The following is a 20,765-nucleotide window of genomic DNA, read 5'->3' as shown; positions in this document are numbered from 1 at the left end:
CATGAGCGACTCACTCGAACTGAGTCTTGACGGCGTCGAACGCCGTTCCCTGGCTGACTTCACCGAACAGGCCTACCTCAACTACTCCATGTACGTGATCATGGACCGGGCGCTGCCGCACATTGGTGATGGCCTGAAGCCGGTGCAGCGCCGCATCGTCTATGCCATGAGTGAACTGGGGCTCGATGCCGACTCCAAGCACAAGAAATCCGCGCGGACCGTCGGTGACGTGCTCGGCAAGTTCCACCCCCACGGCGATTCGGCCTGCTATGAAGCCATGGTGCTGATGGCGCAGCCGTTCAGCTACCGCTATACCCTGGTCGACGGCCAGGGCAACTGGGGTGCGCCGGACGATCCGAAGTCGTTCGCCGCCATGCGGTACACCGAGGCGCGGTTGTCACGCTACTCCGAAGTGCTGCTCAGCGAGCTGGGCCAGGGCACCTCCGACTGGGTGCCCAACTTCGACGGCACCCTGCAGGAGCCTGCCGTGTTGCCGGCGCGCCTGCCGAACATCCTGCTCAACGGCACCACCGGCATCGCCGTGGGCATGGCAACCGACGTGCCGCCGCACAACCTGCGCGAGGTGGCCAGCGCCTGCGTGCGCCTGCTCGACGAGCCCAAGGCCACCATCGAGCAGCTGTGCGAATACATCCAGGGGCCGGACTACCCGACCGAAGCCGAGATCATCACGCCTCGCGCCGAGCTGCAGAAGATGTACGAAAGCGGCAAGGGCTCGATCCGCATGCGTGCCGTGTTCCGCATCGAGGACGGCGATATCGTCGTCACAGCCCTGCCACACCAGGTTTCCGGCGCCAAGGTGCTGGAGCAGATCGCCGCGCAGATGCAGGCCAAGAAGCTGCCGATGGTCGCCGACCTGCGTGACGAGTCCGACCACGAGAACCCGTGCCGCATCGTCATCATCCCGCGGTCGAACCGCATCGATGCCGACGAACTGATGCAGCACCTGTTCGCCACCACCGACCTTGAGAGCACCTACCGGGTCAACATCAACATCATTGGCCTTGATGGCCGTCCGCAGTTGAAGAACCTGCGCATGCTGCTGGTGGAGTGGCTGCAGTACCGCACCGAAACGGTCCGGCGCCGGCTGCGCTTCCGCCTGGACAAGGTCGAGCGGCGCCTGCATCTGCTCGACGGCTTGCTGGTTGCCTTCCTCAACCTGGACGAGGTGATCCACATCATCCGCACCGAGGATCAGCCCAAGGCCGCGCTGATCACGCGCTTCGAGCTTACCGAGATCCAGGCGGACTACATCCTCGAGACACGCCTGCGCCAGCTGGCGCGCCTCGAAGAGATGAAGATCCGTGGCGAGCAGGAAGACCTGCGCAAGGAGCAGACCAGGCTGACCTCCCTGCTGGGCAGCGAAGCCAAGCTGCGCAAGCTGGTGCGTACCGAGCTGGTCAAGGATGCCGAAACCTACGGCGACGACCGCCGCTCGCCAATCGTTGCCCGCTCCGAGGCCAAGGCGCTGTCGGAAACGGAGCTGATGCCGACCGAGCCGGTTACGGTGGTGTTGTCGGAAAAAGGCTGGGTACGTTGCGCCAAGGGTCATGACATCGACGCCACCGGGCTTTCCTACAAGGCAGGCGACGGTTTCCGTGCCGCGGCCGCGGGGCGCTCGAACCAGTTTGCCGTGTTCATCGACTCGACCGGCCGCAGCTACTCACTGGCCGCCCACATCCTGCCGTCGGCACGTGGCCAGGGCGAGCCGCTCACCGGTCGCCTGACGCCGCCGCCAGGCGCGGGTTTCGAGTGCGTGCTGCTGCCCGAGGACGATGCGCTCTACGTGGTGGCCTCCGACGCCGGCTACGGCTTCGTGGTCAAGGGCGAAGACCTGCAGGCCAAGAACAAGGCCGGCAAGGCCCTGCTCAGCCTGCCCAATGGCGCCAAGGTCATCGCGCCGCGGCCGGTGACCAACCGCGAGCAGGACTGGCTCGGCGCGGTGACCAGTGAAGGCCGCTTGCTGGTGTTCAGGATCAGCGACCTGCCACAGCTGGGCAAGGGCAAGGGCAACAAGATCATCGGTGTGCCCGGGGACCGGGTGGCGAGCCGTGAGGAGTTTGTCAGTGATCTGGCGGTCATCGCCGAGGGATCGACGCTTGTATTGCAAGCTGGCAAGCGTACCTTGTCGCTCAAGCCGGATGATCTTGAACACTACAAGGGAGAGCGCGGCCGGCGTGGCAACAAGCTGCCCCGCGGCTTCCAGCGGGTTGACAGTCTGACGGTGGAAGGTCCGGCGTAAACGACCCTGTGCCTTGAACGGCTTTTTCAACGCCGTTCAGGGCATAAACACTGGAGTCGGGCGTTCATTTCGCGGATGATAGGCCGCTCGTGGCGCCAGTGTGGCTGTGTGCCCGTTTGAATCTACATGTGTATCGTTGCGGTCGGCCTCAGGCGACCGCCTGGATGGGATGATGAAATTTCTGCGCCTTCCATTTGTTCTGCTGATGACTGGCGTGCTCGGTCTGGCTGGTTGCAGCATGCACCAGCCGGTATCCCTGTACCAGCTCGACAGCGGTGATCCCGCGCTGCCCAAGCAAGCGTCGGGCATGGCAGTGCTGCTCGGCCCGGTTTCGGTGGCCGACTACCTGCAACGCGAAACCTTTCTGCAACGTCAGGCCGATGGCAGCCTGACCGCCGCCACCGATGGCCGCTGGGCGGGTAGCCTGTCTTCGGACATCGACCAGTTGCTGGTGCGCCAGCTCGCTTCGCACCTGGACAGCCAGCGTGTGGTCCTGGCCCCCGCCAGTACCGGCTTCAGCCCGGACGTGCAGGTGCTGCTGTCGATCACCCGCCTGGACTCGGGCGCCAACCAGCCGGCGATCCTCGATGCCCAGTGGCGTCTGCTGGACCGCCGTGGGCATGTCCGTGACAACCGTATCGTCCATCTCGAGCAGCCGCACAAGGGCAGCGAGGCCTCCCAGGTCCAGGCCCAGGGTCAGTTGCTGCAGAAGCTGGCCGAGCAGCTGAGCACGGCGCTCAAGCCGTTGGCCAATCAGCCGGCCATCGCCGACGAGCCGCCTAAAAAAGCAGCACCTGCCCAGGTGCGCAAGGAGCCGGAGAAGTCGAAGATCCCCATGGCTTCGCCCATCCGCACCGATATGGAAGTGTTCAGGTTCTGAGCCCTTCACCAATAAAAAAGCCCGCAGCGATGCGGGCTTTTTTATTGCCTGTGTCCCTACCCCTGTGGGAGCGGCCGCTCCCACATAAGGAGGTCAGGCCTGCCGTTCGGCCATCCGCGCCAGCTGTCGCTCCAGCATCGAGGGGTATGGCTCGAGCAGCCGCTCGACGCAACTCGCGCCTTCGGGGCTGGCGATAGGGCGGATGCGCGCGCGCTGGCGGATCAGGCTGTCGTCGTTGATCCTGCGCTCGACCAGCAGCAGGTTGCGGCTGTGCTGAGACAGTGCCAGGGCATCCTGGGCCTTGTCGGTCAGCAGCAGGTCTACCTGGCTCAGCCCATTGAGGTCATCCCCGAGGGCCAGGCCCAGCTGCAGTTGCAGCGTGATGCCGCTGTCAGCCACTTCGACCTGCAATGCATGGCCCAGCGCACGCAGCAGTTCGCCACAGCAGATGGCGTTGGTGAGGTAGTCCTCGCCACTGTCAGCGCTGTGGAACAGCAGCAGCGTGCTGCCGTCATTGAGCGTGTACGTCTGGCCTTCATACAGCGAGGCTGCCTGGTCCAGGCAGTCGCGATAGCGGTCCAGCAGTTCGGTCAGGCGAGCCCGGGGCAGGCGGCGCAGCTGTTCTTGCGAGCCAAGCTGCACGGCAAGCACGGCGCTGCTCTGGGGCTCGCTGCTGGCGGGAACGCTCGGTTTGGCCGGGGCGTCCTCCTCGTCCATCAACCCGGCGAAGGCCGCGTCGTCCTCGTCGTCGCCCGCCGTGGCTTCGGCCTTGACCGGGCGCGTGGCCGCGGGCGGCTCGACGTGGTCGTCGTCGTGCAGACCGTGGACCTCGAAGGCCTCGTCGTCCTCGTCGTCATGCTCGGGCGGCTCTGGCTCGGGCGGCGGCTCGGGTGCCAGGCGCGCGTGCAGCTGGCGGGCCAGGTCGCCTACTTCGTCCTGGCGATCGGTCGCCGGAGTGTAGGGATGCGGATCGCGCAGCCACACTCGCAATTGCAGCAGCGGCGTCGAGATGTACCTGCCCAGACGCAAGCTCAAGGCCAACGCCAGAGCCAGCAGGATTGCCGCCAGGATGCCCATGCTCTGCAGGCTGATGGTCAGCGGTTGCTGGAACTGGGTCATGTCCAGGCTGATGCGCAGCTGCCCGGCGGTGACGTCCTGGAAGGTGATCTTGGTCTGGTAGAGGCCTTCGGCCTCGCCCAGCAGGCCGTTTTTCGGGCGCTGGCCAGCTTCGGCGAGGATCCGGTTGTCGACACTGTAGATCGCCGCGTGGGCCACCAGCGGGTTTTTCACCAGGTTGCCCAGCAACACGTTGAGGCTGAGGATGTCGTTGGACACCAGCAGCTCGGTCGCGGAGGTCGCGGTCTGGGTGGTCAGGCTCTGGCCAAGCGCATCGGCCTGGTCATGCATGGCCTGCTTGAACTGCAAGCCCATCACGCAGGCATAGATCACCAGCGCCAGGGCCACCAGGAAGATGTTGTAGCTGGCGATCCGCAGGGCCAGCGAAATGCGGCGCTGACTCAGGGCACGGTAGATCATGATGAAGAAGTTGTCAGTCTTGACGGGCGTGGGCCGGTTCACAGAGCGCGGCTCTTTATGGCGGAAAAGTGCTGCGCAGTATAGCGAGCACTCCAGGGTCGGCAAAGCATCGACTGCGCCCGATGGTCATCGAAAGTCGGTAGAATGCGCTTTTTTCATCGAGCCGGAGCCCGTCTTGCGCGAAATCGTCCTGATCAACATCACCGGTGAAGACCGTCCAGGTCTTACCGCGGCCATTACCGGCGTCCTCCTCCAGGGCGGTGTGAACATCCTCGACATCGGCCTGGCGGTGATGCACGGCACGCTGTCGTTCGGCATCCTGGTCGACATCCCGGATAACGAAGCCGCCTCGACCCTGTTGCAAAGCGTGCAGGGCAAGGCCCATGAGCTGCACCTGCAGGCCCGCTACACGCCGGTCACCGAGGCTGACTACCAGCACTGGGTCGACAGCCAGGGGGAGCCACGGCACATCGTGACTCTGCTCAGCCGCAAGGTCATGCCAGAGCAGCTGCAGCAGGTCAGCGAAGTCATCTCCCGGTACGGCCTGACCATCGAGCGTATCGAGCGGCTTTCGTCGCGCGTTGCCCTGAACGCCCCGACCGGCAAGGGCAAGGCATGCCTGGAGATCTCCGTGCGGGGTGAGCCAAGCGATGCCGAGGCGATGCGCGCCGACTTCTTCGCCATGGCGCAGGCCATGGACATCGATGTCGCCTTCCAGCAGGACAACCTGTTCCGCCGCAACCGGCGCCTGGCGGTGTTCGACATGGACTCCACCCTGATCGAGGCCGAGGTGATCGACGAGCTCGCCAAGGCGGCGGGCGTTGGCGAGCAGGTGTCGGCCATCACCGAGCGGGCCATGCGTGGCGAGCTGGATTTCCGCGCCAGCTTCAAGGAGCGCATGGCGCTGCTCAAGGGCCTGGATGTTGGCGTGCTGGACGAGATCGGTGCGTCGCTGCGCCTGACCGAAGGCGCCGAGAACCTGTTCGCCGAACTCAAGCGCCTGGGCTACAAGACTGCCATCCTGTCTGGCGGCTTCTCCTATTTCGCCAGGCAGGTGCAGGCGCGCCTGGGCATCGACTATGTGTTCGCCAACGAGCTTGAAGTGGTGGATGGCAAGGTCACCGGCGTCGCCGTTGAGCCGATCGTCGACGCCCAGCGCAAGGCCGACCTGCTCAAGGAGCTGGCGCAGAAGGAAGGCTTGCAGCTGGAACAGACCATTGCCGTGGGCGATGGCGCGAATGACCTGCCAATGTTGGCGCTGGCCGGGTTGGGCGTGGCGTTCCGGGCCAAGCCGCTGGTCAAGCAGTCCGCCAGGCAGGCGATTTCGACCTTGGGCCTGGATGGCGTGCTGTACCTGCTCGGGATGCGCGACCGCGACGGTCGGGCCTGATCAGGCCGCGAAAAAAGGCCCTGCATGAGCGGATCATGCAGGGCCTTTTTCGTGGGGTGTGTCAGCTTTGCCGCGAAGGCTACGCCAGCGCCGGCTCCGGTTCCGGCACCTGTACCGGCAGCGCCAACTGCTGGCCCATGCTCACGGCTGAACCCGCGCCCAGGCTTTCGGCCCACTTCACCTGCTCCGGCCCGAACAGCACCACGGCGGTGGAGCCCAGCTTGAAGCGGCCCAGTTCCGCACCTTTCTCCAGATGGATCGGCGCGCGGCTGGCCTCGTCGTAACGGAAGGTCTTGAGCTCGCGCTTGGGTGGCGTCACCAGGCCCGCCCACACGGTCTCGACCGAGGCCACGATCATCGCGCCAACCAGCACCACGGCCATCGGCCCGCGCTCGGTATCGAACAGGCAGACCACCCGCTCATTGCGCGCGAACAGCTCCGGCACGTTTTCGGCGGTGGTCTGGTTGACCGAGAACAGCCGGCCCGGCACGTAGATCATCTCGCGCAGGGTACCGGCCAACGGCATGTGCACGCGGTGGTAGTCCTTGGGCGACAGGTAGATGGTGGCGAACTCGCCGCCCATGAACGGCGCGGCATTGGCCGGATCGCCGCCCAGCAGTTCCAGGGCACTGAAGCTGTGTCCCTTGGCCTGGAAGATACGGCCGTGCTCGATCGGACCGAGCTGGCTGACCGCGCCGTCCGCCGGGCACAGGATGGCGCCTGGCGTTTCATCCAGTGGGCGCGCGCCGGGTTTCAGGGCGCGGGTGAAGAAGGCATTGAAGTGCTCGTAGGCGGTCAGGTCTTCGACCACGGCCTGGGACATGTCGACCTGGTAGCGCTTGGCGAACCACGCGGTGAAGGCATTCTTGAACCAGCGCACGCGGCACTCGGCGATGCAGCCGGCCAGTCGCGACAACAGGTGATGCGGCAGCAGGTACTGGCTGATGATGAAGAGACGGGATTTCATTGAGTAGTTTTCCTTAAACCTCTACGGGCGTGTCCGGGTGGTTGCCCCATTCGCCCCAGGAGCCGGCGTATGCCTTCACCCTTGGGTAACCGAGGGCCTTGGCCACCAGGTAGGTGAAGCCGGAGCGGTGGTGGGTCTGGCAGTGGGTGACCACTTCCTTGTCCTTGGTGATGCCCAATTGGGCGAGGATCTCTGGCATGTCCTGGCGGATGCGCAGGTTGTCGTTCAGGTCCATGCCGGCGGTCCACTCGAAATTGACCGCGCCGGGGATGTGTCCGCCCTTGGCGGCCAGGACTTTCTCGCCACGGTACTCGCCCGGGCTGCGCGCATCCCAGATCGCAAGGTCGGGGGCGCCCAGGCGGCTTTGCAGGTATTCGCGGGTGGCGGTGGGCTCGTCGTGCAGTTGCAGCCTCACCGGCCCCGCGGCATTGACGGGCACCTCGGTCGACAGTTGGTCCGCCGGCCACGCCTGGATGCCGCCATTGAGGTAGTGGTAGCGCGTGTGACCGATGACGTCGAGCAGCCAGATGAAGCGCCCGGCCCAGCCGCCGCCCTCGTCGTCGTAGACCACGTAGACCGCATCGCTGCGATGGCCCAGCTCGCCGAACAGCTTTTCGAGATCGGCACGGCTCGGCATCAGGCCTGGCGCGGGTGGTTGGCCCAACTGGGTGCGCTTGGGGTCGACGAAACGGGCACCGGGCACATGGCCGCTGCCATAGCGATTGGCACTGGTCAGGTCGACCACGATCAGCTGCGGTGAATCGAGGTGCGGCACCAGGTCGGCCGGCTCGATCACCAAGGGCAAACCAGAAAAGTCAGTCATCCACAGTCTCCAGGGTGGAACAGGGGGAGCGATTGTAGCGCATGGCTCAGGCGTTGCGATTGCCGAAAGCGGCGAGGGCGCGCTCGATGCATTGCACGGTCTTGCCAAAGGCCTGCTGACTGACATCGGCCAGTGGCTTGCCGCCCTGGTCGGCAAGCACCAGCATCAGTACCTGGCCATTGACTGCGACCGAACGCAACAGCAGGTGCTGGCTGTCGAACAGCGCGCGCAGCGGCTCGGGCATCAGCGCCGAGAACTGGGCGTGATTGTCAGGGGTAAGGCGCAGCTGCGCGGCCTGGCTCATCAGCCGTTGCAGCAGTTTGCTCTGTTCGATCGGCAGGTTCAGGCGCAGGGCTTCCTTGGGCAGGCCGGCCACCTGCTGCACGCGCAGGCTGTTGGTGGCGCGGTCGGGCATCATCAGCATCAGCCGCTGCATGCCGCAGGCCAGCAGGGCGTCGCGGGCGTGGGTGCTCAGGTGGATGGCATTGCTGAAAGGGCTCGGCTGGGCCAGCAGCTCGCCGCACAGCGTGCGCCAGGCATCCAGGTCCTGGGGCGAGGGCGGAGCCGGGGCGAGCATGTCGGGGTGCGGGCGGCGCTGGCTCCACGGCCAGATCAGCGCCTCGGCAGGGTGGAACAAGGCCATGCCGGCGTGCTGGCGCGCACTGGCGGCGGCCTGCTGGTGGACCTGCTGCTGCACATCGTCGAGGGTGGTCTGCAGGTAAAGGCTGGTCAGCAGTTGCCAGCGCAACAGGTGCGGGTTGACCCAGCCGACCTGGGCAGCCAGCGCCAGGCCGTTGGCCAGCAGCACGGTATTGGCCGGCTGGTTGAACCAGCGGCGCAGACCCGGCTCGTCGTCGAGGCGGTGCTGCTGGTGCAGGGCATCTTCCTCGCGGGCGATGTTCAGTACCTTGGCCAGCTGATCGCGCTCTTCCTGCAGCAGGCGATAGCCTTGAGTGACCCATTCGGAGAGCCGCCAGTGCTCGGCCACCGCCTGGCACAACTGCATGATCCGCACGCCGAACAGCTCGAGCTCCACCGTGGCTGCGTCCTCTCCCTTGTGGATGACCCGCAGTTCCCAGGCGTCGAGCAATTTGGGATGGGTAACGGCCAGGGGCCACAGCGGCGAAAGGAACAGCAGGCTGCCCCAGTGGATTTCCTGCCAAAGACGCGCCAGGCGGCTGGCGAACAAGCCGCTGGCCTGCTGACTGGCGTGCTGGCTGATCAGCTGGAACTGTCGCAGCACCGGCGGGATGTCCTCGACCGGCACGGCCGGCAGGCGCGCCAGCAGACTGCTGGTGCGGGCCAGGCCCAGCCGGTTGAGGGCGATTTCCAGGCTTTCCGCCGGCTGTGCCTGGCTGGCATTGGCCGGGTGATTGGCCTCGCGCATGACACTGAGCACCAGCGCGGGACTGTCCTGCATCAGCTCGGCAATCTCGCGCATGGAGCGGCGGCTGTCATTGATGGCGGCCTGCACGCGGTCATGACTGACCTTGGGCACAGGCAGTCGCACACCATCGAGCAGCTTTACCCACGCTGGCAGCGTGGACGGGACCTGACCTTGTACACCGGCGGCAATTGGCATCATGACATCAGCTCTGAACTGGCTTTTCGCTTGGACGGGCTTTAGTCTGGCGCAGTTCTGCCGATAAGTAGAAGAAGAGTTTTACAAGCTCCGGCCCCCGACCCTGACCACGACTGCAAGTGCTTTGAATCTATGGCTAAAATTATCGGCATCATCGTCGTATTCGCGAGCGTGCTCGGCGGATATGTCCTCTCTCACGGCAAGATTGCAGCGCTGATCCAGCCTTTCGAGGTCCTGATCATCGGTGGCGCGGCATTCGGCGCGTTCCTCCAGTCCAACCCTGGCTACATGACCATGCATGTGGTCAAGAAGTCGATCAAGATGTTTGGCTCGCGCTTCAGCCACACCTTCTACCTGGAGGTGCTGGGCCTGGTCTACGAGATCCTCAACAAGAGCCGCCGCGAAGGCATGATGGCCATCGAGGCGGATATCGAAGATGCCTCGGCCAGCCCGATCTTCGCCAAATACCCGGCCGTGCTCGGTGATGAGCGCATGACCGCGTACATCTGCGACTACCTGCGCATCATGTCCACCGGCAACATGGCCCCGCATGAGCTCGAAGGCCTGTTCGACATGGAGCTGATGAGCATGAAGGAGGAGCTTGAGCATCCTTCCCACGCGGTAACCGGTATCGCCGACGGCATGCCCGGCTTCGGTATCGTGGCCGCGGTATTGGGTATCGTGGTGACCATGGCCTCGCTGGGCGATGGCGACCAGGCGGCGATCGGCATGCACGTGGGCGCGGCGCTGGTCGGTACCTTCTTCGGTATCCTGGCGGCCTACGGCTTCTTCGGCCCGTTGGCCAACTGCCTGGCTCACGATGCCAAGGAAGAGGTCAACCTGTACGAAGCCATCAAGGCCTCGCTGGTGGCCTCGGCCTCCGGCATGCCGCCGTCGCTGGCCGTGGAATTCGGGCGCAAGGTGCTGTACCCCAAGCACCGCCCGAGCTTCGCCGAGCTGGAACAAGCAGTTCGCGGTCGCTGATTCATGGAAAACAATCAGCCGATTATCATCAAGCGCGTCAAGCGCTTCGCTGCCGGGCATCACGGGGGCGCCTGGAAGATCGCCTTCGCCGACTTTGCCACGGCGATGATGGCGTTCTTCCTGGTGCTGTGGCTGCTGTCCACCGCAACGCCAGAGCAGAAGCTCTCCATCGCCGGCTACTTCAAGGATCCGATCGGTTTTTCCGAGAGCGGCACGCCCTACGTCATCGACCTGGGCGGCTCGCCCGAGCTCTCGCCGGAAAAAACCATCAACCCGGAAGTGAAAACCGAGTCGTCGCCGGAGACCAGCATCCAGATCGACCAGGAGAAGGTCGAGAACATGGCCGAGCAAGTCGAGCGCGAGCGGCTCGAACTGCTGTTGCAGGAACTGCAGAACAAGGTCGAGGAAAACCCCGAGCTGCAGAAGTTCAAGGACCAGATCCTGTTCGAGATCACCCAGGACGGCCTGCGTATCCAGATCATGGATGCCGAGAACCGGCCGATGTTCGACCTGGGCAGCGCGCGCCTGCAGCCGTATTTCGAGGACATCCTGCTGGCGATGGCCGACACCATCAAGGCGGTGCCGAACAAGATCAGCGTCAGCGGCCACACCGATGCCAAGCCCTTCGCTGGCAGCGGCGGCTTCGGCAACTGGGAGCTGTCGGCCAGCCGCGCCAACGCCGCGCGGCGTGCGCTGGTGGCGGGCGGCTATCCGGACGAGCAGGTGGCACGGGTGGTTGGCTACGCCTCGTCTTCGCTGTTCGACCGCAAGAACCCGTTCAACCCGGTCAACCGGCGCATCGACATCATCGTGCTGACCAAGAAGGCCCAGCGGTCCATCGAGGGTGAGCAGGGCAAGCCCGACGCGCCGCCCCCGCCCACGCCGCCCGCGACCGGGAACCCGGGCAGCTCCGCCGCACCGGCGCCAGGCGCGGCTGGCGCGCCAGGTGTCGCCCAGAGCGAGGCGCCGATGCAGCCGCGCGAATTGCGGCAGAAGCTGAACATCTTCGAGGATGGTGTGTTGAAGATGGATGAGCCGAAGGAGTAAGTGCGGGATGCGCCGGGCACCGCAAGCCTGAAGCGCACCCCCCGCGATGCGCCGCGCAGCCGCTAGAACCCCCGGCGGATCCTGGCTCGCAGGTCTGCATGGAACGCTTCGGCGCTGGCGCGGCAGGACATGCCGTCATCCTGGTAGGCGCGCACGAACAGCTCAAGGTGCTCGCGCTCATGCATGCGCGGCCACCGCTGCTGATAACAGGGCAGGCAACCTGAGCCGCTCTGGTACAGGGCGATGCGCCGGTGCAGCGCGGTGGCGGCACCCAGTTGCCAGGGCAGCCACCAGTCCGCCGCGGTGACGGGCGAGACCACGGCGATCAGGTGCGTGACGTTGTACAGGCGGTGACAGAGGCTGGTGCAAGGGTCTTCGGCGCTGTGCTGGGCGCTGTCGAACAGCTCCAGGCGAGTGACGATACCTTCAAGCAACAAGCGCTCGTTGATGATGAACGCATCCAGGCGTTCGCTATGGCGATAACTGATGAACACTGGCATCCGTGCAATCCTCCCACGTCGTTCGGTCTGGTTACATGACCATTGGCGAGAAGGACGGACACGGCAAGGGATGACGGTGAATAGAGAAGTTTCCTACAAGCGCAGGTAACGTTTCCTACAAAAAAACCGCCTCCCAGCCTGCACTGCACTGTCGGCCCGCCCAGCGATCCTGGGAAGGTCTTGTGCAGCGTGATCTCAGTAGCTGTCTTCAGAAAGACTGGCAATGATCGAGCGGTAGCTGTTCATGCGCTGTTGCTGGACGCGGCCATCTTCCAGCGCCAGCAGCAGGGCGCAACCGGGTTCGCGGTCATGCTTGCAGTCGCGGAACCGGCACGTGCCCAGCAGGTCCTGGAACTCGATGAAACCGGCCTCGACATCGTGACGGCTGACATGTCCCAGGCCGAACTCACGAATCCCGGGGGAGTCGATCAGCTCACCGCCGCCGGGGAAGTGATACAGGCGGGCGGTGGTGGTGGTGTGGGTGCCTTGCCCCGACCACTCGGACAGATCGCCCACGCGGCTCTGGGCATCGGGCAGCAGGCTGTTGACCAGCGACGACTTGCCCACGCCGGATTGACCGACGAACACGCTGATGTGCCCGTCGAGCATCTCCTGCAGGCGCTGCATGCCATCGCCCTGGTGCGCGGAAACCTCCAGCAGCGGGTAGCCCAGTTGCCGGTAGACCGCCAGCAGCGCATTGAGCGCCGGGGCGTTCTGCTCGTTGATCAGGTCAGCCTTGTTGAGCAGCAGCAACGGACGGATGCCTGCGTGCTCCGCCGCCACCAGGTAGCGGTCGATCAGGTTCGCCTGCGGCTCGGGGGCCGGGGCGAAGACGATCACGATCAGATCGACGTTGGCCGCAACCGGCTTGAGCTGGCCATGGTTGTTGGGCCGGCAGAGCTCGGTGCTGCGCGGCATCTGCGCGACGATCACACCGATGCCCTGGTTGCCCGCTCGCCACACCACGCGGTCGCCTGTGACCAGCGCCGGAAGGTTGGCCCGCAAGTGGCAACGGAAGACCTGGCCGGCGACATCGCCGTCCTGGGCCTCGACCTCGACCTGCACGCCAAAATGCGCGATCACCAGGCCCAGTTGCTCGGGGCCCAGGTCGCCGCCTTCGAGCTCGTGCAGCGCGTGCTGTTCGCGTTTGGCGGCGCGAGCGGCGCGTTCGTTCTGGATTTTTTCGATGCGCCAGTTTTGGCGTCGATTGAGCTGGCGTTTGGCCATGAAGGTTCCGAGGTTGCGGGGCGATTGAAAACGGCGAGCAGTTTAGCACTAGGCTAATATGTCGGCCTAATCGAGGAGCTTCACATGCAAAATCCACAGAACCTGATCTGGATCGATCTGGAAATGACCGGCCTGGACCCGGACACCGATGTGATCATCGAAATGGCCACCATCGTTACCGACAGCGAGCTGAACACCCTGGCCGAAGGCCCGGTGATCGCCATCCACCACAGCGACGAAGTGCTCGCGCGCATGGACGAATGGAACACCCGGACCCACGGCGGCTCGGGCCTGACCCAGCGCGTTCGCGAGAGCCGCGTCAGCATGGCCGAGGCCGAGGCCGAAACGGTCAGGTTCCTCGAGCAGTGGGTGCCCAAGGGCAAGTCGCCGATCTGCGGTAACAGCATCTGTCAGGACCGCCGCTTTCTCTATCGGCACATGAAGACCCTGGAAAGCTACTTCCACTACCGCAACCTGGATGTGTCCACGGTCAAGGAACTGGCCGCGCGCTGGGCGCCGCATGTGCGTGACAGCTTCGTCAAGGGCGGCACGCACCTGGCGCTGGATGATATCCGCGAGTCGATTGCCGAGCTGCGGCACTACCGCGAGCACTTCATCAAGGTCTGAGCCTGCAACTCGTGGCGTGAAGGCTGCGCAGCCCCCTTTTGGTGCGTTGAGCAACTGAGTAGACTGCGCGCCTTTCCTGCACGGACCCGTCCCATGTTGCTGATGCTCTATCTCATCGCGATCACCGCCGAAGCCATGACCGGCGCGCTGTCTGCCGGGCGTCGCGGCATGGACTGGTTCGGCGTGGTGCTGATCGCCTGCGTCACCGCGCTGGGGGGCGGTTCGGTGCGCGACGTGCTGCTTGGGCATTACCCGCTGACCTGGGTCAAGCACCCGGAGTACCTGGTTCTCACCAGTTTCGCGGCGCTGATGACCATTTTCATCGCGCCCTTGATGCGCCGTCTGCGGTCGCTGTTTCTGGTGCTGGATGCGCTGGGGCTGGTGGCCTTTACCCTGATTGGCTGCATGACGGCGCTGGAGATGGGGCAGGGGATGCTGGTGGCGTCCATCAGTGGGGTGATCACTGGGGTGTTTGGGGGGATTCTGCGGGATATCTTTTGCAACGATATTCCTTTGGTGTTTCGGCGGGAGCTATATGCCAGTGTGTCGTTCGCGGCGGCGTGGTTCTACTTGGGGTGCGTGTACTTCGAGGTGCCGGCGGGGCAGGCGATGCTGTTGACGTTGTTTGGTGGGTTTTTGGTGAGGTTGCTGGCGATTCGGTTTCATTGGGAGATGCCGAAGTTTCACTATAACGATCAGCATTGAGGGGGGTGGGTGTGTTGGTTTTGGGGCTTTTGGAGGGGGTGAATATCCAGTTGCTTTAGAGGCGCTGAGTATGGTTTCGCCCTTACGGCGAGTCACTTTTGACAAGCGCCTCAAAAGTAACCAAAAAGGCTGGCCCCTCCATGGGCCCTACGCTGCGCTTCGGGTCCCCTCGCTCCGGTGTCGCTACGGGGCTGCGCGGCCCTGCTCGCGCCTTCGGCTTCGCCGAAGGTGGGCTGCGCCCACGCCCCTCCACGACACCTCCACTCGGCCTGCTGGAAAGGGGCGGTAGATCAAAAGCCAGAGCAACAGCAGATCAACAGCAGCTCAACAGCAGCTCAACAGCAGCTCTAGCTCTATAGATGCATGCGGTGGGTGTGTGTGGGCTGGTCCCGCGATCGGGCCCGCAGGGGCCGTGAAACCTGCCACTCCGTTCAAACTGTCACTCCACCCCGTTCGCCTCACCACCCTCATGCCGCGCCAGCGCCCACTGCACATGCTCGCGAACCATCTCCGACGGGTGATCCTGTCTGGCCTTCAGGGCCTCTATCACGGGGATCGTCGAGGGTGCATTGCCTAGACCCACCGCCAGGTTGCGTAGCCAGCGTTCATAACCTGCGCGCCGTAGGGGCGAGCCTTCGGTGTTGGAGAGAAAAGTCGGCTCGTCCCACAGGAACAGATGCGCCAGGTCGGCGTTGTCGAGGTTGTGCCGGGGCGTGAAGTCGCTTTCGCCGGTGGGGCGGGCGAAGCGGTTCCAGGGGCAGACGATCTGGCAGTCATCGCAGCCGAACACGCGGTTTCCGATCAACGGGCGCAGTTCGACCGGGATGGCGCTCTTGAGCTCGATGGTCAGGTACGAGATGCAGCGTCGGGCGTCGAGCACGTAGGGCCCGACGAAGGCGCCGGTAGGGCAGATGTCCAGGCAGGCCTGGCAGCGGCCGCAGTGTTCGCTGGCCTGGGCGGGGTCGACCGGCAGCGGCAGGTCGACGAACAGCTCGGCAAGGAAGAAATAGCTGCCGGCCTTGCGGTTGAGCAACAGCGTGTTCTTGCCGATCCAGCCTAACCCGGCTTCCTGGGCAATAGCTTTTTCCAGCACCGGGGCGCTGTCGACAAAGGCGCGAAACCCGAACGGGCCGATGGCTTGCTGGATACGCTCGGCCAGGTGCTGGACGCGCTTGCGGATCAGCTTGTGGTAGTCGCGGCCCAGGGCATAGCGCGAGACGTAGGCCTTCTCGGGCTGGGCCAGGCGTTGCGCCATCTGTGTGTCACCGGGCAGGTAGTCCATGCGCAGCGACACCACCCGCAAGGTGCCCGGGACCAGTTCGTCCGGGTGCGAGCGCTTGCTGCCGTGGGCGCCCATGTACTCCATCTCGCCGTGGTAGCCCGCCGCCAGCCAGCGCTCCAGATGCTGTTCGTGCTCGCCAAGCGCCACACCGGCGATGCCGACGTGGGCAAAACCGAGTTCTCGGCCCCAATCCTTGATCGATTGGGCCAGTGCGGGAAGATCTGGGGTGACGGCGGACATGGGGAAATAAGGCATTACGGGCTCAGGTGCGTATAATTCTGCCAGACATCGGAGCCTTTGACCCCATGCCCCAGACCAAACACCCCGCAAACGCACCACAAACCCTGAGCAGCGCCAACGTGGCGAAGCTGGCACCCAGGCGCCCGAGCGCGCACAAGGGCGATTTTGGCCACGTGCTGGTGGTCGGCGGCGACCTTGGCACCGGCGGCTCGGTGCTGCTCAGCGCCGAAGCGGCCTTGCGCTGCGGCGCGGGGCTGGTCTCGCTGGGCACCCGGCCCGAGCACGTCGGCGCGGCCTTGACCCGCCTGCCCGAAACCATGGCCCTGGGCGTGAGCTCGGCCAACCAGCTGGTAAGCGTGCTAGAACGTGCCTCGGTGGTGGTGGTCGGTCCGGGCCTTGGCCAGGCGTCCTGGGGCCGCAGCCTGTTGTCGGCGGTGGCCAATGCCGAGATGCCGCAGGTGTGGGACGCCGATGCGCTCAACCTGCTGGCCAGCACGCCCTTGGCCTTGCCCAGCGGCAGCGTGATCACCCCGCACCCTGGTGAGGCCGCGCGCCTGCTGGGGGTGTCCACCGAAGCGGTACAGGCCGACCGCCCAGGCGCGGCGCGCAAGCTGGCGCGCAAGTATGGCAGCGTGTGCGTGCTCAAGGGTGCTGGCACCCTGGTGGCGGACCCCGCGGGGCAACTGGCCCTGTGCGGCCGCGGCCATCCCGCGATGGCAGGGGCAGGCCTCGGCGATGTGCTCACTGGCGTGCTCGCGGCGCTGCTGGCACAAGGGCTCGAGTGCTGGGACGCCGCCTGCCTGGGCGTCTGGCTGCATGCCTGTGCGGGCGAAAGGCTAGGTGTGCAGGGGCGCGGCCTTGCGGCCAGCGATCTGATTCCTGTTATTCGAGCGTTATTGGAGGAGCATTCAGCGTGTCAGGCATAACCCTGTTTCTGGCCGACGAGCAGGCCATGGTCGCGTTCGGCGGGCAACTGGCCCGCGTCACCGCGGGCCACGGCGTGATCTTTCTCGAAGGCGACCTGGGGGCGGGCAAGACCACCCTGTCACGCGGGCTGATCCGCGGCCTGGGGCATACCGGCGCGGTAAAGAGTCCGACCTTTACCGTGGTCGAACCCTACGAGATCGGTGAGGTCCGAGCTTATCACTTCGACCTGTATCGGCTGGTCGATCCGGAAGAGCTGGAGTTCATGGGCATTCGCGACTATTTCGAGGGCGACCCGTTGTGCCTGTTCGAGTGGCCCCGGAATGGGGCAGGCGTTTTGCCAAAGCCCGACCTGACCATTACCATAAGCCCTCAGGCGAGCGGACGCTCGCTGACCCTGTCGCCGCAGGGCTCGCGCGGCGAAACCTGGTGTGCCGCTCTGGCCGTCGAATTCAAACTGTAAATGGGGATAGGTATGCGCATACGCGCGCTGGTCGCTGCCGTAGGACTGTTATTGACGGCAGTGACCGTTGACGCTCTGGCCGTCACTCAAGTCAAGAGCATGCGTTTGTGGCGTGCTCCGGACAACACACGGCTGGTCTTCGACCTCTCGGGGCCGGTGCAGCACAGCGTGTTCACGCTGAGCGCACCCGACCGGCTGGTGATCGACATCAATGGCGCGACCCTCGGCGCGCCGCTGACGGTCTCGACCTCCAATACCCCGATCAGCAGCGTGCGCTCCGCCCAGCGGACCCCTAACGACTTGCGGGTGGTGATCGACCTGAAAAAGGCCGTGACCCCGAAGAGCTTTGTCCTGGCGCCCAACGCACAGTACGGCAACCGCCTGGTGGTCGACCTGTACGACCAGGAGGCCGACGCGGTCGCGGCCAGTACGCCTACGCCTGCGCCAGCCCCGCCGGCGACCACTCCGGCGGTGCCGGTCACACCTGCGCAACCGGCGATCAAGCTGACACCGGTGCCCAGTGGCAAGCGCGACATCGTCGTCGCCATCGACGCCGGCCACGGCGGTGAAGACCCGGGCGCCTCGGGTTCGCGTGGCCAGCATGAAAAAGACATCGTGCTGCAGATCGCCAAGGAACTGCAGCGCCAGATCAGCGCGGAGAAAGGCTTTCGCGCCGAGCTGACCCGTACCGGCGACTACTTCATCCCGCTGCGCAAGCGCACCGAGATCGCCCGCAAGAAGGGTGCTGACCTGTTCATTTCCATTCATGCCGACGCCGCGCCGTCCAGGGCTGCCTTCGGTGCCTCGGTGTTCGCCCTGTCGGACCGCGGCGCCACGTCCGAGACCGCGCGCTGGCTGGCCGACAGTGAAAACCGCTCCGACCTGATCGGCGGTGCCGGCAACGTCAGTCTCGACGACAAGGACCGCATGCTCGCAGGTGTGTTGCTCGACCTGTCGATGACCGCGACACTGAGCTCGAGCCTCAACGTCGGGCAGAAGGTGCTGGGCAACATGGGCCGCATCACCTCGCTACACAAGCGCCGGGTCGAGCAGGCGGGGTTCATGGTGCTCAAGTCGCCAGACATTCCCTCCATCCTGGTGGAGACCGGGTTCATCTCCAACGCCAACGAGGCGGCCAAACTGGCCACCGCCAGCCATCAGCAGGCGCTGGCGCGTTCCATTCACAGCGGCGTGCGCCAGTTCTTCCAGCAGAACCCGCCACCGGGCACCTACCTTGCCTGGCTGCGTGACAGTGGCAAGATCGCCCAAGGGCCGCGCGAGCACACGGTGCGTCCGGGCGAGACCCTGGCGATGCTCGCCGTGCGCTATCAGGTCAGCGTGGCCAGCCTGCGCTCGAGCAACCAGCTCAAGACTGACGAGCTCAAGGTCGGCCAGCAGCTTGATATTCCGACTACCGCGCTGGCTTCCCAATGAGCGGCGGTTCACGAATAGAGCTGCTCAGCCCGCGGCTCGCCAACCAGATCGCGGCTGGCGAGGTCGTCGAGCGTCCGGCGTCGGTGATCAAGGAGCTGCTGGAAAACAGCCTGGACTCCGGCGCCCGGCGCATTGACGTGGACGTCGAGCAGGGTGGGGTCAAGCTGCTGCGCGTGCGTGACGACGGCACCGGCATTGCCGCCGACGACCTGCCGTTGGCGCTCGCGCGCCATGCCACCAGCAAGATCCGTGAACTCGAAGACCTTGAAGGCGTGCTCAGCCTGGGCTTTCGCGGCGAGGCCCTGGCCTCGATCAGCTCGGTCGCCCGCCTGACACTGACCTCGCGCACCGCGAGCGCCAGCGAAGCCTGGCAGGTCGAGACCGAGGGGCGCGACATGAGCCCGCGGGTGCAGCCGGCGGCGCATCCTGTCGGTACCTCGGTCGAGGTGCGGGACCTGTTCTTCAATACCCCGGCGCGGCGCAAGTTTCTCAAGACCGAAAAGACCGAGTTCGATCACCTGCAGGAGGTGATCCGCCGCCTGGCGCTGGCTCGCTTCGACGTCGCTTTCCATCTTCGTCACAACGGCAAGAGCATTCTCAGCCTGCACGATGCGGCGGATGAGATGTCCCGCGCCCGGCGCGTCGGCGCCATTTGCGGGCCGGGCTTCCTGGAGCAGGCGCTGCCGATCGAGGTCGAGCGCAACGGCCTGCGCCTGTGGGGGTGGGTCGGACTGCCGACGTTCTCGCGCAGCCAGGCCGACCTGCAGTATTTCTTCGTCAACGGCCGCGCGGTGCGCGACAAGCTGGTGGCCCATGCGGTACGCCAGGCCTATCGCGATGTGCTGTTCAATGGCCGTCATCCGACCTTCGTGCTGTTTCTTGAGCTCGACCCAACCGGCGTCGATGTCAACGTGCACCCGACCAAGCACGAAGTACGCTTCCGTGACGGGCGCATGGTGCACGATTTTCTTTACGGCACCCTGCACCGTGCCCTGGCCGACGTGCGCCCCGAAGATCAGTTGGCGGCACCCGCCGCGGTGGTCGAGATCGCCCGGCCCAGCGGTCAGCAAGCCGGTGAATTCGGCCCTCAGGGCGAGATGCGCCTGGCCACGCCGGTGCTTGAGCAGCCCCCGTCCGTCCCCCGTCAACCGGGTAGCGGTAGCGGCGCTGGCTATCAGTACCAGTACACGCCGCGCCCGGCCCAGGCCCTGCCGGTCGCCGAGGCGCAGAACGTCTATCGCGAGTTCTTCGCCCCCCTTGACCCGTCCGCGAACGCGCCTGTCGCGTTGCCCGAGAGCCAGGGGGATATCCCGCCGCTGGGCTACGCGCTGGCCCAGTTGAAAGGGATCTATATCCTTGCCGAGAATGCCGTCGGCCTGGTGCTGGTGGACATGCACGCGGCCCACGAACGGATCATGTACGAGCGGCTCAAGGTGGCAATGGCCAGCGAAGGCCTCAGCGGCCAGCCGCTGCTGGTCCCCGAGTCGCTCGCCATGAGCCAGCGCGAGGCCGATTGCGCCGAGGAACATGCCCTGTGGTTCCAGAAGCTGGGCTTCGAGCTGCAGCGGCTTGGCCCGGAAACCCTGGCGATCCGGCAGATCCCGGCGCTGCTCAAGCAGGCCGAGGCCAACCGTCTGGTACAGGACGTGCTCGCCGACCTGATGGAATACGGCACCAGCGACCGGATCCAGGCGCACTTGAACGAACTGCTCGGCACCATGGCCTGCCATGGCGCGGTGCGCGCCAACCGGCGCCTGGCCATTCCTGAAATGAACGGCCTGCTGCGCGACATGGAAAACACCGAGCGCAGCGGCCAGTGCAACCACGGCCGGCCGACCTGGACCCAGATGGGCCTGGACGACCTGGACAAACTTTTCCTGCGCGGTCGATAGAA

Annotated in this window: 18 protein-coding genes; 11 read left to right on the top strand and 7 right to left on the bottom strand. The window is 65.2% G+C overall.

Going from position 1 to position 20,765, the window contains the following annotated elements; translation table 11 throughout:
• The first annotated feature begins 1 nt into the window (after window position 1).
• Window positions 2–2,260: a DNA topoisomerase IV subunit A gene (gene parC / locus VJS90_RS16700; protein ID WP_324122752.1), complete on the top strand. Its 2,259-nt coding sequence runs from the start codon at window positions 2–4 to the stop codon at window positions 2,258–2,260.
• Between the two features lie 172 nt (window positions 2,261–2,432).
• Window positions 2,433–3,140, top strand: a complete 708-nt coding sequence (locus VJS90_RS16695) for a PqiC family protein (RefSeq protein WP_324122751.1) — start codon at window positions 2,433–2,435, stop codon at window positions 3,138–3,140.
• A 93-nt stretch (window positions 3,141–3,233) separates the two neighbouring features.
• On the opposite strand, the gene VJS90_RS16690 is transcribed toward VJS90_RS16695, so the two are convergent.
• Window positions 3,234–4,718 carry a histidine kinase gene (locus tag VJS90_RS16690; protein WP_324122750.1) on the bottom strand — a complete coding sequence of 495 codons (1,485 nt, stop codon included), beginning with the start codon at window positions 4,716–4,718 and terminating at the stop codon, window positions 3,234–3,236.
• A gap of 133 nt (window positions 4,719–4,851) precedes the next feature.
• On the opposite strand from VJS90_RS16690, the gene serB reads away from it, so the two are divergent.
• Window positions 4,852–6,066: a phosphoserine phosphatase SerB gene (gene serB, locus VJS90_RS16685; protein ID WP_324122749.1), complete on the top strand. Its 1,215-nt coding sequence runs from the start codon at window positions 4,852–4,854 to the stop codon at window positions 6,064–6,066.
• 79 nt (window positions 6,067–6,145) lie between these two features.
• Here the strand turns inward: serB and asd are convergent, their stop codons facing one another.
• Genes asd through VJS90_RS16670 form a run of 3 tightly spaced genes read right to left on the bottom strand, consistent with a single transcriptional unit; the run spans window position 6,146 to window position 9,438 of the window.
• Window positions 6,146–7,033 carry an archaetidylserine decarboxylase gene (gene asd / locus VJS90_RS16680; RefSeq protein ID WP_324122748.1) on the bottom strand — a complete coding sequence of 296 codons (888 nt, stop codon included), beginning with the start codon at window positions 7,031–7,033 and terminating at the stop codon, window positions 6,146–6,148.
• A 13-nt stretch (window positions 7,034–7,046) separates the two neighbouring features.
• Window positions 7,047–7,856, bottom strand: a complete 810-nt coding sequence (locus tag VJS90_RS16675) for a rhodanese-like domain-containing protein (RefSeq protein ID WP_324122747.1) — start codon at window positions 7,854–7,856, stop codon at window positions 7,047–7,049.
• Window positions 7,857–7,902: 46 nt separating this feature from the next.
• Window positions 7,903–9,438, bottom strand: a complete 1,536-nt coding sequence (locus tag VJS90_RS16670) for an HDOD domain-containing protein (RefSeq protein ID WP_324123235.1) — start codon at window positions 9,436–9,438, stop codon at window positions 7,903–7,905.
• A 132-nt stretch (window positions 9,439–9,570) separates the two neighbouring features.
• Between VJS90_RS16670 and motA the strand changes: the two genes are divergently transcribed.
• Window positions 9,571–10,422, top strand: coding sequence for a flagellar motor stator protein MotA (gene motA, locus VJS90_RS16665; protein ID WP_324122746.1), 852 nt, complete (start codon window positions 9,571–9,573; stop codon window positions 10,420–10,422).
• A 3-nt stretch (window positions 10,423–10,425) separates the two neighbouring features.
• Complete coding sequence (gene motB, locus VJS90_RS16660; protein ID WP_324122745.1) at window positions 10,426–11,469, top strand: flagellar motor protein MotB; 1,044 nt, start codon at window positions 10,426–10,428, stop codon at window positions 11,467–11,469.
• A gap of 62 nt (window positions 11,470–11,531) precedes the next feature.
• Here motB and VJS90_RS16655 read toward each other — a convergent pair whose 3' ends face one another.
• Together VJS90_RS16655 and rsgA are read right to left on the bottom strand one after the other, a co-directional pair.
• Window positions 11,532–11,969, bottom strand: a complete 438-nt coding sequence (locus VJS90_RS16655) for a molecular chaperone Tir (RefSeq protein WP_324122744.1) — start codon at window positions 11,967–11,969, stop codon at window positions 11,532–11,534.
• A gap of 195 nt (window positions 11,970–12,164) precedes the next feature.
• Window positions 12,165–13,196: a small ribosomal subunit biogenesis GTPase RsgA gene (gene rsgA / locus VJS90_RS16650; RefSeq protein ID WP_324122743.1), complete on the bottom strand. Its 1,032-nt coding sequence runs from the start codon at window positions 13,194–13,196 to the stop codon at window positions 12,165–12,167.
• Between the two features lie 84 nt (window positions 13,197–13,280).
• Between rsgA and orn the strand changes: the two genes are divergently transcribed.
• Entirely contained in the window at window positions 13,281–13,823 is a 543-nt protein-coding gene (orn, locus tag VJS90_RS16645; protein WP_324122742.1) for an oligoribonuclease, read from the top strand.
• A gap of 93 nt (window positions 13,824–13,916) precedes the next feature.
• Window positions 13,917–14,528 (top strand): trimeric intracellular cation channel family protein, encoded by a 612-nt coding sequence (locus tag VJS90_RS16640; protein WP_324122741.1) that lies wholly within the window; start codon window positions 13,917–13,919, stop codon window positions 14,526–14,528.
• Between the two features lie 439 nt (window positions 14,529–14,967).
• On the opposite strand, the gene queG is transcribed toward VJS90_RS16640, so the two are convergent.
• Complete coding sequence (gene queG, locus VJS90_RS16635) at window positions 14,968–16,050, bottom strand: tRNA epoxyqueuosine(34) reductase QueG (protein ID WP_324123234.1); 1,083 nt, start codon at window positions 16,048–16,050, stop codon at window positions 14,968–14,970.
• A 65-nt stretch (window positions 16,051–16,115) separates the two neighbouring features.
• Between queG and VJS90_RS16630 the strand changes: the two genes are divergently transcribed.
• Genes VJS90_RS16630 through mutL form a run of 4 tightly spaced genes read left to right on the top strand, consistent with a single transcriptional unit; the run spans window position 16,116 to window position 20,763 of the window.
• Window positions 16,116–16,976, top strand: a complete 861-nt coding sequence (locus VJS90_RS16630; protein WP_324122740.1) for an NAD(P)H-hydrate dehydratase — start codon at window positions 16,116–16,118, stop codon at window positions 16,974–16,976.
• Window positions 16,964–17,437: a tRNA (adenosine(37)-N6)-threonylcarbamoyltransferase complex ATPase subunit type 1 TsaE gene (tsaE, locus tag VJS90_RS16625; protein ID WP_324122739.1), complete on the top strand. Its 474-nt coding sequence runs from the start codon at window positions 16,964–16,966 to the stop codon at window positions 17,435–17,437. The genes VJS90_RS16630 and tsaE overlap by 13 nt, the downstream gene beginning before the upstream one ends.
• On the top strand, window positions 17,438–18,871 hold the full coding sequence (locus tag VJS90_RS16620) for an N-acetylmuramoyl-L-alanine amidase (protein WP_324122738.1): 1,434 nt from the start codon (window positions 17,438–17,440) through the stop codon (window positions 18,869–18,871). It abuts the gene before it with no gap.
• Window positions 18,868–20,763, top strand: a complete 1,896-nt coding sequence (gene mutL, locus VJS90_RS16615) for a DNA mismatch repair endonuclease MutL (RefSeq protein WP_324122737.1) — start codon at window positions 18,868–18,870, stop codon at window positions 20,761–20,763. Before VJS90_RS16620 ends, mutL begins: the two co-directional genes overlap by 4 nt.
• Window positions 20,764–20,765 lie beyond the last annotated feature (2 nt).

Origin of the sequence: Pseudomonas sp., from assembly GCF_035277045.1 — a bacterium.
Lineage (GTDB): Bacteria > Pseudomonadota > Gammaproteobacteria > Pseudomonadales > Pseudomonadaceae > Aquipseudomonas.
The sequence above is the reverse complement of the archived record's forward strand: the minus strand, read 5'-3'. Positions and strand labels throughout refer to the sequence as shown.